Source organism: Flavobacterium yafengii (genome assembly GCF_030010375.1).
GTDB classification, from domain to species: domain Bacteria; phylum Bacteroidota; class Bacteroidia; order Flavobacteriales; family Flavobacteriaceae; genus Flavobacterium; species Flavobacterium yafengii.
Map to the genome: position 1 here is coordinate 861,923 of NZ_JASCRY010000001.1, position 12,120 is coordinate 874,042.

Annotated in this window: 10 protein-coding genes; 5 read left to right on the forward strand and 5 right to left on the reverse strand. The window is 34.3% G+C overall.

Translation table 11 applies throughout. The features are described from left to right. Nucleotides 1-23 precede the first annotated feature (23 nt). Nucleotides 24-2,684 (forward strand): T9SS-dependent M36 family metallopeptidase, encoded by a 2,661-nt coding sequence (locus QLS97_RS03795; protein ID WP_282714321.1) that lies wholly within the window; start codon nt 24-26, stop codon nt 2,682-2,684. 48 nt (nt 2,685-2,732) lie between these two features. On the opposite strand, the gene QLS97_RS03800 is transcribed toward QLS97_RS03795, so the two are convergent. After that, complete coding sequence (locus QLS97_RS03800) at nt 2,733-3,767, reverse strand: DUF3078 domain-containing protein (RefSeq protein WP_282714322.1); 1,035 nt, start codon at nt 3,765-3,767, stop codon at nt 2,733-2,735. A 38-nt stretch (nt 3,768-3,805) separates the two neighbouring features. Beyond that, the gene (locus tag QLS97_RS03805) at nt 3,806-5,587 is read right to left on the reverse strand and encodes a 1-deoxy-D-xylulose-5-phosphate synthase (protein ID WP_282714323.1); all 1,782 of its coding nucleotides are present in this window, start codon (nt 5,585-5,587) and stop codon (nt 3,806-3,808) included. Between the two features lie 38 nt (nt 5,588-5,625). Here QLS97_RS03805 and QLS97_RS03810 point away from each other — a divergent pair, with 38 nt between their 5' ends. Beyond that, a complete protein-coding gene (locus QLS97_RS03810) occupies nt 5,626-6,069 on the forward strand; it encodes a nucleoside deaminase (protein ID WP_282714324.1) in 444 nt (147 codons plus the stop codon). Nucleotides 6,070-6,092: 23 nt separating this feature from the next. Here QLS97_RS03810 and QLS97_RS03815 read toward each other — a convergent pair whose 3' ends face one another. Continuing rightward, nucleotides 6,093-6,926, reverse strand: a complete 834-nt coding sequence (locus QLS97_RS03815) for an AraC family transcriptional regulator (RefSeq protein WP_282714325.1) — start codon at nt 6,924-6,926, stop codon at nt 6,093-6,095. Between the two features lie 121 nt (nt 6,927-7,047). On the opposite strand from QLS97_RS03815, the gene QLS97_RS03820 reads away from it, so the two are divergent. After that, on the forward strand, nt 7,048-8,214 hold the full coding sequence (locus tag QLS97_RS03820) for an MFS transporter (protein WP_282714326.1): 1,167 nt from the start codon (nt 7,048-7,050) through the stop codon (nt 8,212-8,214). 88 nt (nt 8,215-8,302) lie between these two features. Here the strand turns inward: QLS97_RS03820 and QLS97_RS03825 are convergent, their stop codons facing one another. Together QLS97_RS03825 and QLS97_RS03830 are read right to left on the reverse strand one after the other, a co-directional pair. Beyond that, nucleotides 8,303-9,847 (reverse strand): Rne/Rng family ribonuclease, encoded by a 1,545-nt coding sequence (locus tag QLS97_RS03825; protein ID WP_282714327.1) that lies wholly within the window; start codon nt 9,845-9,847, stop codon nt 8,303-8,305. 325 nt (nt 9,848-10,172) lie between these two features. After that, nucleotides 10,173-10,463 carry an HU family DNA-binding protein gene (locus tag QLS97_RS03830; protein WP_066080765.1) on the reverse strand — a complete coding sequence of 97 codons (291 nt, stop codon included), beginning with the start codon at nt 10,461-10,463 and terminating at the stop codon, nt 10,173-10,175. 133 nt (nt 10,464-10,596) lie between these two features. Between QLS97_RS03830 and mutY the strand changes: the two genes are divergently transcribed. Together mutY and QLS97_RS03840 are read left to right on the forward strand one after the other, a co-directional pair. Then, on the forward strand, nt 10,597-11,634 hold the full coding sequence (gene mutY, locus QLS97_RS03835) for an A/G-specific adenine glycosylase (protein WP_282714328.1): 1,038 nt from the start codon (nt 10,597-10,599) through the stop codon (nt 11,632-11,634). Nucleotides 11,635-11,679: 45 nt separating this feature from the next. After that, on the forward strand, nt 11,680-12,120 hold the full coding sequence (locus tag QLS97_RS03840; protein WP_131990340.1) for a single-stranded DNA-binding protein: 441 nt from the start codon (nt 11,680-11,682) through the stop codon (nt 12,118-12,120).

Here is a 12,120-nt window from a genome sequence, read left to right on the forward strand (position 1 = left end):
TAAATATTTTAATCAATATTTTTATGAAAAAAACAATACTCTTTATATTCTTTATCTTTCCATTATTTGTTTTTTCTCAATCTAATAAAGAAATAATTCAAAATTATTTAAATACCCCTAATGCTAGGAACAGCATTTCAAATCGTGATTTTAAAGATTGGGTAATTCAAAGTGAAGGAAGTTTTACGACTTCCGGGATAGAGAATTGTTTCGTTGTACAACGTTATCAAGGAATTGATATATTTAGGGCAGTTTCAAATTTTTCTATAAAAAACAAAAAAATAATAGATGTTCAAAAAAGAGTAGTCGATGATGTTTCTAATAAAGTAAATACTACTACTCCATTTTTGTCTGTATTAGATGCTTTGGCGAAAGCCTATTTTCAATTAGGTATTACGGTTAAGGATAAATTTAATATTTTAGAAAATTCAGAATCGAATAAGTTTAAAATAAGTAATGGTTTAGGTAATGAAGAACCTGTTACCGCGAATTTAGTTTATCATCAATTGAGTGAAAATAAATTGATTTTGGCATGGGATTTTACAATTCATACACCAACTCATGATCATATCTGGAGTGTCAGAATAGATGCGCTAAATGGTAAAATTTTAGAAAAAAATGACTTTGTGATTTCTTGTAGCTTTGATAGAAATAAAGTGTATTCGTCAACAAAAGATTCGCTAATAAGAAATTTCGATGCAACTTATAAACAAATTTATTCGGGGTCATCATCATTAGCACCAGGAGGGTCTTATCGTGTTATTCCATTCAATTATGAAAGCCCGAATCATGGTTCTTTTCAACTTATCTCAAATCCTTCGGATACCAAAGCATCTCCTTTTGGTTGGCATGATGTTGACGGAGTTGATGGTGCGGATTATACTATAACGCGAGGTAATAATGTATGGGCCAAAGATGACTTTGCTGGTGATAATTCAACTGTTACAAGTAGTCCTGATGGAGGACCTTCTTTAATTTTTGATTTTCCGTATGGAGGTACAAATGTTGATGCTAGAACATATATTGATGCAGCAAATACGAATTTATTTTATGTGAATAATATAATGCATGATGTGTGGTATCAGTATGGTTTTGATGAGGGTAGTGGTAATTTTCAAGAAAATAATTATGGACGTGGAGGATTAGCTGGTGATTATGTTAATGCCGAAGCGCAAGATGGTTCATTAGCTGTACCAATGAGTTTGAATAATGCTAATTTTTCTGTTCCAGTGGATGGCAATAGAGGTAGAATGCAGATGTTTTTATGGAATAGTGCACCTGAAATAAAACCAATTATAGTTAATTCGCCATCAAGTTTATCAGGGAACTATGTAGCCAAGCAGAATTCTTTTAACCCTGGACGTGTTGATTTGCCTATTACACCTAGTTTTTTGCAATCAGATTTAGTGCTGTACCTTGATAGTTTTGGAGGGACTTCAGAGGGCTGTGTGTCTCCTTCTAATAGAGCTGATTTAAATGGGAAAATAGTTGTTTTAAGACGAGGAGGCTGCAATTTTGTCGTTAAGGTAAAAGCTGCTCAAAATGCAGGGGCAATAGCAGTTATTGTTGTAAATAATGTTGACTCAGATTTGATTATGTCAGGAGCTGATGCAACAATTAATATACCTGCTATCAGTGTTAGTAGTTCCATTGGGGAAACTATTTTAAATCAAATGAAGACTGAGGCTGTAAATGTAAAAATACAAACACAATCTTCTCCATTTATTAATGTAGATGGAGATTTTGATAACGGGATTATTGCGCATGAATATGGTCATGGAATTTCGATTCGTTTAGCTGGTGGTCCTAATAATTCAGGTTGTTTAAGCAATACTGATCAAATGGGTGAAGGTTGGTCTGACTGGTTTGCCTTGATGATGCAAATTAAGCCTGGTGATTTTGGAGGGGCAAGAAGAGGAATCGGAACTTTTGTTTCCTCAGAACCTACGGATGGTTTAGGCATAAGAGATTATCCCTATTCAACTGATAGAGTTATTAATCCAATGACATATGTATTTACTAATAATTACCAATCTATTGATGCTGAAGGTGTTGAAAAAACTTCGGTTCATGGTGTTGGCTCTGTTTGGGCTACTATGCTATGGGATTTAACTTGGGCTTATATCAATAAATACGGGTATGATAATAATAAATACTCAGGTCAAGGAGGAAATAATAAACTGATGCGAATTGTTTTAGATGGAATAAAATTACAGCCGTGTAGTCCCACTTTTGTAGATGCAAGAAATGCCATTATAGCAGCTGATCAAGCAATAACTGGGGGGCAAGATTACTGTATGATTTGGGAAGTATTTGCAGCTAGAGGTTTGGGGATTAACGCAACAGCTGGTGATAAAAATAAAGGCAATGATCAAGTGGAAGATTTTACTAGGCCTGCTGATGGATCTAATTGTTCTTTAGCTGTTAATAATTTTGATACAGATAATGTGATGAGAGTTTTTCCAAATCCATCTAGAGGAGAAATTACAGTAAGAATTAACAACTACATTGGTGATGTTGATATTAAAATTATTGATAGTAATGGGAGAGTTGTTTATAAAGCAATAAAGCAAGAATTTAATAATGAGAAAAATATTAATTTAAGTCAACTTACTCAGGGAATTTATATTCTAGAAATAGAAGGAGAAGCCCTGAGTTATAAAGAAAAAATTATTATCAATTAATAAAGTATATTTTAAAAAAAATCCTGAAAAATTATTTTAGGATTTTTTTTAGAATATATATTCGATTCCAACACCAATTGCTTGTCGAACTTGCGTTTTTGGGCCTTCAGTTACTTGTATTCCTGCGATTTCTCTTTTTGATTTGATATCGTCATCATAAATAACATGCGCTCCAATATTCGCTTTCACATATTGATTCACCACAAGTTCTACTAGAAAGTCGCAATCCACATCTATATTTCCAAAACGGTTTACATAATCAGAATATAAGCTCAGGCGGTTTTCTAAATTGACATTTTTGAAGATTTCTTTTTTGTATTTATTGGTTATTAAAAAGCCAAGTTCCATTTTTGATTTTTCTCCTTCGGTAAGTAAATTTCCATCCAAGTCGTAAGTCGCTTTAACAACACCAAAAGCACCTTGATTTGCTAATCTTTGGTCTAAAACTAGGGTTGTTTTAAAAGTAAATGGCGAGATGTAAAATGTTCTTTTCTTTTCTTTATTGATATTTTCAGCGCCTACACCCATAAAAATATAAGCGGGAGCAAAAGGTTTTGAGATTGCTTTTTCAGTATTTGGATACGCATAACCATTAGCGAATTGCGTATTAAAATTGAATTTAGCTGAATGATACCAGTTAGAAAGAGTATCTTTTCTGTAGCCAAACGTGGAGTTTAATTGTATTGCATCTTCTGTTTTTCGTATGTCGATTCCGTCTTGTTTATTCAATCCGTATTTAACGATTAATTCATTTGACCAGTTGTAATTGCTTCGGGCATAACCTCTATGGAATTTCCCTTTAAACAATCCTGATATCGAACTTGTTCCACCTGCACTCCAGTTAACAAAGGCAACTTCAGAAATGTCAAAGCCTAAACTGTTTTTTTTACTCCAATGGGATAACGGAAGATAATGTGTTAAGGTTTGTATTTTTAATGCAACTTTCAGCTGTTTATTTGCAGTTGTTAGTGTTGTTATAGGTTTGAGTGTGTCTGATAACGGTGTGATTCTTACTTCTTGAGAAAAACAATTGAAAGAGATTGTAAATGTAAGTAGAAGGAAAGTGTAGGTTAATAATTTCATTTTGGGCTAGTTGTGTTTAAGGTTGCAAAATAATTATTTTAATAGCTTGAAAAAAATATTTCAAGACTTTTAACGTCAATTTTGCAGTATTGTTGTAATTCAGCTACAGTTCCGTGTTCAATGAACTCATCAGGAATACCTAGAATGGTTACTTTTGAAGTATAATTGTTTTCTGAGGCAAACTCGAGAATGGCACTTCCAAAACCGCCTTTTACAGCGCCATCTTCTATAGATACGATAGTTGTAAATGTAGTAAAAATGGTATGTAATGCCTTTTCGTCTAATGGTTTAACAAATGAAAAATCATAATGCGCAATGGTTTCTGGATGCTTTATTTTGGCTATAGCCAAAGTGACATTATTACCAATAGTTCCATTGGATAAAATGGCTACTTTCGAACCTTCTTTAATGCAAATACTTTTTCCAATTTCTATTTTTTTATACGTTCCAAGATGTTGCGTCTGCCAATCGGCAATAACACCGCGCCCTCTTGGATAACGGATAGCGATAGGATGATCTAATCCCAATTGTGCGGTGTATAAAATATTTTGTAATGCTATTTCGTTGCGAGGCGCATAAACAATCATGTTAGGAATGCAACGTAAATAAGCCAAATCGAAAACACCGTGGTGCGTTGCGCCGTCTTCTCCCACTAAACCGGCTCTGTCCAAACAAAAAATCACTGGAAGATTCTGTAAAGCCACATCGTGAATCACCTGATCGTATCCTCTTTGTAAAAAAGTGGAGTAAATGTTGCAAAAAACGACCATTCCTTGAGTTGCCATTCCGGCTGCTAAAGTCACAGCGTGTTGCTCGGCGATTCCTACATCAAAAGCACGTTTTGGAAAAGCCTCCATCATAAATTTCAACGAGCTTCCAGATGGCATTGCAGGCGTAATTCCTATGATTTTTTCATTTTTTTTAGCTAAATCCAATACGGTCAAACCAAAAACATCCTGATATTTTGGAGGTAGATTTTCTTCGGATTTGATGTGAATTTCTCCTGTTGCAGCGTCAAATTTTCCGGGTGCATGATATTTTACCTGATTTTCTTCGGCTTGTTGTAGTCCTTTTCCTTTGGTGGTAATGATATGAAGGAATTTTGGTCCTTTGGTTTTTTGTAAACGTTTCAATTCTTTGATGACAGCAAAAATATCATGACCGTCTATTGGACCTGAATAATTAAAATTCAAAGACTTAATCATGTTGTTTTGCCTCGGATTTTTTCCTGCTTTTACGGCAGTGAGGTATTGTTTCAAAGCACCTACACTTGGGTCAATTCCAATAGCATTATCATTAAGAATAACCAATAAATTAGCATCGGTAACCCCGGCGTGATTTAATCCTTCAAAAGCCATTCCTGATGCAATGGAAGCGTCTCCAATCACCGCAATGTGTTGTTTGTTGAAGTCGCCTTTCAAATTAGAGGCAATTGCCATTCCTAAAGCTGCCGAAATGGAAGTAGAGGAGTGGCCTACGCCAAAAGCATCGTAAATACTCTCACTTCTTTTTGGGAAACCGGAAATACCGCCCAATTGTCTGTTAGTATGAAAATTTTTTCTTCTTCCTGTCAGTATTTTATGTCCGTAGGCTTGATGGCCTACATCCCAAATCAATAAATCATTTGGCGTGTCAAACACATAATGCAAAGCAATAGTCAATTCTATAACGCCAAGACTGGCGCCAAGATGGCCTTCCTTTACAGCCACAATATCGATAATGAAATCACGTAATTCCTGAGCAACCTGAGGAAGTTGGGCTTCATCAAGCAGTCTTAAATCGGTTGGGTTATTGATGTTTGAAAGTAAATTATCTGACATAAAGCAAATGTACGAATTGAATTCTTATTTTTGTAGCTATGATAAATCCTTTCACCGACGAATATTTTATGAAAAAAGCTTTGCAGGCAGCCGAAATGGCTTTTGAAAAAGGCGAAATTCCTGTTGGTGCTATTATCGTCATTGACAATAAAGTCATCGCCAGAGGTCATAATCTTACTGAAATGCTGGTTGATGTTACGGCTCATGCTGAAATGCAGGCTATTACTGCAGCAGCTAATTTTCTTGGAGGTAAATATTTAATTGGTTGCACGCTTTATGTCACACTGGAACCTTGCCAGATGTGCGCTGGTGCTTTGTATTGGAGTCAGATTTCTAAAATTGTGTATGGTGCCAGCGATGAAAATCGAGGGTTTGTGAAAATGGGAACACAATTGCACCCTAAAACTACTGTTGTTTCTGGAATTCTGGCAAATGAGGCTTCGGAGTTGATGAAGCGATTTTTTGCCGAAAGAAGAAAATAAAAACAATCCTAAATTAGAAAAAACTACAGCTTCTTAAAGTCGCTGGGCTTCATGTTTTTTTGTTTTTTAAAATAATTAGACAGATGACTTTCATCTGTAAAGCCAAATTCATAGGCAATTTGTTTGATGGGCACTTGATTGTTGAAAAATCTTTTTTCGATTAATTTGGTTCGCAGGTTGTTAATGTAATCTCTATAAGTTATTGAAAAACTTCGTTTAAAATACGTGCCAAAGTAGGTAGTGGCTATATTAAAATGCGTCGAAATTGATTTTATTTGAACCAGTTTTGGATTATAAATGTTTTGATGAATATAAGATATGATTTGTTCATTATCAATACCAGTTCCTATAATTTGCATATTCATGCAGCGCATAGTTTCCTTAATTAATCCGAAAATTGACAAAACTTGGTAAAAAACGATTGGCGATGTAGAAACATTAGTTTTGCTATTGTAAGCAGTAATATTTTCTATCGTGTTTTTTAAAATGGTCTTACAAGGTTCGTCTAGTTTTAAAACGTTTTCTTTTAATGATTTATCCCGCATAAAATTTTCCGGAGTATTCAATAGAAATTCATCACAAGACAGCTTTTTATTGGAATTGAAATAATTATCTGTGAATTTTATAAAGACAAAACGAGTGCTTTTTTTAATATCAAAATAGTGTTCATCGTCAGGTGAAATTACAAATAAATCTCCCGTTTTATATGATAATAGATTGTTGTTCAGGTGATGGACTCCATTTCCTTTTATGATGTAGATGATTTCATAATACGTATGACTGTGAGTTGGAAGGTGAAATTTGTCTTCTTCAAATTCGTCAATGACTAATGTTTCAAATTGATTTAATTTTGGCATAGCGTATAATTGCAATTTTATATTGCAAATATACAACTTGTTTGAATTTGTTATAAATAAATTTGTCCGATAAATAACAATCGATTTTAAAACACACATATTAATATTTTATAAAAACAAAATGAAGAAAAGTCTCATCGCGCTCTCATTGGGCGGTTTAACTATAGGAATAACTGAATTTGTGATGATGGGTTTATTGCCAGACATTGCATCAGATTTAAAGATTTCAATACCAGTCGCCGGACATTTAATTTCGGCCTATGCTTTAGGAGTAGTAATTGGCGCGCCTTTGTTAGTCATTATTGCCAGAAATTATCCTCCTAAAAAAACACTTTTGATTTTGGCTGCTATGCTAGCCTTTTTCAATGCACTTTCAATTATTGCGCCAAATTATGGATTTTTATTCGCTACAAGATTGCTTTCCGGATTGCCTCACGGAGCCTTTTTTGGAGTTGGAGCTGTTGTTGCCAGCAGACTGGCTGACAAAGGAAAAGAAGCGCAGGCCATATCTATTATGTTTTCGGGATTAACAATTGCGAACCTTGCGGGAGTCCCAATAGGAACTTATATTGGGCATCACTATACGTGGCGTTATACGTTTATAATAATTGCACTTGTTGGGTTTCTAACTTTTGTTTCTCTTTATTTTTGGATGCCGAATCTAAAAGCAGGTCCTAAAGAAACAATTAAGAGTCAGTTGCAATTTTTCAAAAAAACAGAAGCTTGGCTGATTATTTCAATTACTGCTTTTGGTTTTGGGGGACTATTTTGCTGGATTAGTTATATCGCTCCACTGCTGACAGATGTTGCTAAATTTTCTGCCGAAGATGTACCTTATATTTTAATTTTAGCTGGTTTAGGAATGGTTTTTGGAAATTTTATTGGAGGGAAATTAGCGGATAGATTTTCTCCTGCAAAAACAATTATAATGTTACTTTTTGTAATGACTTTGGATTTATTATTAGTCTATTACTTTTCTTCAAGCCAATATATGACTTTAGCATTGGTGTTTTCTACGGGTTGTATTTCTTTTGCAGTTGTAGCGCCAATTCAAGTTCTGATGATTCAGACGGCTGTAGGTGCAGAAATGATTGCTTCAGCTGCGATACAAGCCGCATTTAATATTGGAAATGCTTTAGGAGCTTTTCTTGGCGGATTGCCTTTGGTGTTTGGATTTAGTTATGCGTCTCCCAACTTAGTAGGTGTTGGTATGTCTATAGTAGGAGTTCTAATTACCTTTATATTTCTCCAGATAAAGAGAAGTGCTTTGAAACTGCAAGCTGTTTAAATCCAACGATTTTATCAGTAATAAAAAGACATAAAAAAACCGCCAATCTCACGAAAGGCGGTTTTTTATTCTGAATTTATTTCAGAATCTATTCTATAATAACATTTTCTTTTTTGTCGTAGAAATGATATTCTAAATACGTGTAAGCATCACGAGGTATAATTTTCACCCATTTTTTATGTTCAAGAAACCATTTTGAACGTAATGATGGAAAACCTTTGGTAAGGTATGCGGCCACAAAAGGGTGTACATTAAGCACAACATCTTTGTGGTTTTTTAATACTCTTTCTAGATCAAAAGCGATTTTATCAATGATTTGAATTGGCGCTTCAATTTCGCCACTTTCATTGTTTGGATCTTCTTCTCTAGTTTTAATATTTACTTCTGGTCTTACTCTTTGTCTTGTAATTTGAACTAATCCAAATTTGCTAGGAGGTAAGATCTTGTGTTTAGCTTTATCGTCGCTCATTTCTTCTTTCAAGAAATCGAACAAAACTTTACGATTTTCAGGATTTGACATATCGATAAAATCGACTACGATGATTCCGCCCATATCACGAAGACGTAATTGTCTTGCAATTTCGGCAGCTGCAATCATATTGACTTCCATGGCGGTATCTTCTTGGTTGGTAGCCTTATTAGAACGGTTTCCGCTGTTTACGTCTATAACGTGCAGAGCTTCAGTGTGTTCGATAATAAGATACGCCCCTTTACTCATGGATACTGTTTTTCCAAAAGAAGTTTTGATTTGTCTCTCTATGTTGTATTTCTCAAAAATAGGTGTGTCTTTTGATTGATAAAATTTAACAATTGATTGTTTGGATGGTGCAATTTCTTGCAAATAATCCTTTGTTTGGTTGTACAACTCTTCATCATCAATCTGAATACCACTAAAGGTATCATTAAATACGTCTCTTAATATTGAAGAGGCTCTGTTGAGTTCTCCTAATACTTTGGACGGATGATGAGCAGTTGGTAATTTTTTACACATTGCAGTCCATCTGCTGAGCAGGTTCTGCAAATCTTTTTCTAATTCGGCTGTATTTTTGCCTTCGGCTACTGTGCGAACAATAACACCAAATCCTTTTGGTTTGATGGATTGTACTAATCGTTTCAAGCGTTCTTTTTCTTTTTTATCTTCTATTTTTTGTGAAATAGAAACGCGGTCAGAAAACGGAACCAAAACTATAAATCTTCCGGCAAGAGAAAGCTCAGCGCTAATTCTTGGTCCTTTTGTAGATATAGGTTCTTTGACGACTTGTACTAAAACAGATTGATTGGCACTTAATACATCAGTAATAGTACCATCTTTATCTATTTCTTTTTCAAACTGAAAGGTTTTTAGGGAGAAATCTTTTAATTTACCTGCGCTTACAAGTTTTATGAATTTCAGTTGGGAAGATAAGTTAGGGCCTAAATCGTGATAATGTAAAAAAGCATCTTTTTCGAAGCCTACATTTACAAAAGCAGCATTCAATCCAGCAACTGGTTTCCTGATTTTGGCAATAAAAATATCACCAACCTGGAAGTTGCTTTTTTCTTCTTCTTTGTGTAATTCAATTAGTTTTCCATCTTTTAATAAGGCAAAATCTACGGCTTCAGAACTAGATCTAATGATTAATTCTTTATTCACACTGTAAATTTTTTATCTATTCGCCAAGGCGAACAAATGGATTAAACAATATTTTAACAGGTATTGAACCCGGGGAGATTTTAGATTTGTGAGTTTTTATTCTTGATTTTAGATTTTTCAAATCTGCAATCTTAAATCGGTAATCTACAATCTTAAATCTCAATTTCAATGAACGTTTAAAAAGAAAAAAGTAGTTTAAAACTACTTTTTCTTTTTGTGACGGTTAGCTCTCGCTCTTTTCTTGCGTTTGTGCGTTGCTACCTTATGTCTCTTTCTTTTTTTACCACTTGGCATATCTTGTAGATTTTATGATTAATTAATATTGTTATTTTGCTTCGTTATTTGTTTTCACTCCTTCTACAAAAACTTTTGCAGGTTTAAATGCAGGAATGTTGTGTGCAGGAATTTTTATTGTTGTATTCTTGGAAATATTTCTTCCTGTTTTCTCAGCTCTAGTCTTCACTATAAAACTTCCAAAACCTCTTAAATAAACATTGTCTCCAGTTTCTAATGAATTTTTTACTTCATTCATAAAAGTCTCTACAGTTGCCTGTACATCTCCTTTTTCAAGACCTAATTTTTCTGAAATTTTTGCTACGATATCTGCTTTCGTCATTTTCTTTCCTATTTATAATGTTGTACTATTTTTTTGAGTTTGCAAATATAGGAATTTAAAAAACAATTATTCAAGCTAATTCATTAAATTTTAATCACATAAACTTTTACTTTTGCTAACAAATAATTAAAACATGATTTTTTCTAACTTGCTAATACAATGGTATTTACAAAATAAACGTGATTTGCCTTGGCGAAACACTACCAATCCGTACCCTATTTGGCTCTCTGAAATCATGTTACAACAGACGCGTGTTGCACAAGGAATGCCTTATTTTTTATCTTTTACAACCGCTTTTCCTACCGTTTTTGATTTGGCGAAAGCCAATGAAGAACAAGTTTTGAAACTTTGGCAGGGATTAGGATATTATTCCAGAGCTAGAAATTTGCACAAAACAGCACAGCATATCGCTTTTGATTTATCGGGAATCTTTCCGGGAACTTATAATGACTTATTGAAATTAAAAGGAGTAGGGGAATATACCGCAGCGGCAATTGCTTCTTTCTCCTATAATGAAGTCGTTCCTGTTGTAGATGGAAACGTGTTCCGGGTTTTATCGCGTTATTTTGATCTGGATACTGATATTGCTCAGGCTTCCGCCAAAAAAGAATTCGCTGCTTTGGCTTTCGAACTGATGCCAAAAGATAATCCGGCAACCTTCAATCAAGCTATTATGGAGTTTGGTGCTCTGCAATGTGTTCCTAAAAGTCCCAATTGCGGTATTTGTGTTTTTAACGAAAGTTGTGCCGCTTTGCAAAAAAACAAAGTCGATCAGTTGCCCGTGAAATCCAAAAAACTAAAAGTTAGGAACCGATACTTTAATTATTTGGTACTTGAAGACGAAACGGGAAATACAATTATCCAGAAAAGAACAGATAAAGGAATTTGGCACAACTTATATGAATTCCCTTTGATAGAAACCGATGCAGCAGAAGATTTTGATAGTGTTGCTGCTAAGGTTCAAACCGATTTTAGCGCCCAATATGAAATTATAAGTATGTTAGAATACAACGAAAAAAGTATCATTCATAAATTGTCACACCAGCATTTGTATATCAAGTTTTGGAAAGTAGCTGTAAAAGGAACCATTGAAAACGGAATTGATGGGGTAACTTTGAGAACTTTTCCTTTTCCAATTGTGATTCATAATTTTATTGAAAAGGATTTATAGAGTTTCTAAAAAAATGTATCTTTGATAGAAATACCAAATCCTACAATGAACGGAACATTAAATAAAGTTATGCTTATCGGTTTTCTTGGTGATGATATCAAAATGCATTATTTCGACGGAGGCAATTGTATCGGAAGATTTCAGTTGGCAACAAACGAAGTGTACATCAACAAAACGACCAACGAAAAAATCACTTCTACAGAGTGGCATAATTTGGTAGTACGCAATAAAGCGGCTGAACTTTGTGAAAAATACCTTTCCAAAGGAGATAAAATATATGTGGAAGGACGCATTAAGTCCCGTCAATGGCAATCAGAGGATGGAAGCACTAAACACACCACTGAAATTCAGGTAACGGAATTCACTTTTCTTACAACAAAAAAAGACAGTGAAAACAACAAACAAATTCCTGCAGCTGATGTTGCGAAAAACACTAATTTTGACCCGGAGAATAATGTCTTGCCTATTAATGACTTGCCATTTTGA

Excerpts from the sequence above, each read along its gene's own strand:
- QLS97_RS03795 (WP_282714321.1), top strand. The coding sequence starts at position 24 with ATGAAAAAAACAATACTCTTTATATTCTTTATCTTTCCATTATTTGTT.
- QLS97_RS03800 (WP_282714322.1), bottom strand. The coding sequence starts at position 3,767 with ATGAAATTATTAACCTACACTTTCCTTCTACTTACATTTACAATCTCT.
- QLS97_RS03805 (WP_282714323.1), bottom strand. The coding sequence starts at position 5,587 with ATGTCAGATAATTTACTTTCAAACATCAATAACCCAACCGATTTAAGA.
- QLS97_RS03810 (WP_282714324.1), top strand. The coding sequence starts at position 5,626 with ATGATAAATCCTTTCACCGACGAATATTTTATGAAAAAAGCTTTGCAG.
- QLS97_RS03815 (WP_282714325.1), bottom strand. The coding sequence starts at position 6,926 with ATGCCAAAATTAAATCAATTTGAAACATTAGTCATTGACGAATTTGAA.
- QLS97_RS03820 (WP_282714326.1), top strand. The coding sequence starts at position 7,048 with ATGAAGAAAAGTCTCATCGCGCTCTCATTGGGCGGTTTAACTATAGGA.
- QLS97_RS03830 (WP_066080765.1), bottom strand. The coding sequence starts at position 10,463 with ATGACGAAAGCAGATATCGTAGCAAAAATTTCAGAAAAATTAGGTCTT.
- mutY (WP_282714328.1), top strand. The coding sequence starts at position 10,597 with ATGATTTTTTCTAACTTGCTAATACAATGGTATTTACAAAATAAACGT.
- QLS97_RS03840 (WP_131990340.1), top strand. The coding sequence starts at position 11,680 with ATGAACGGAACATTAAATAAAGTTATGCTTATCGGTTTTCTTGGTGAT.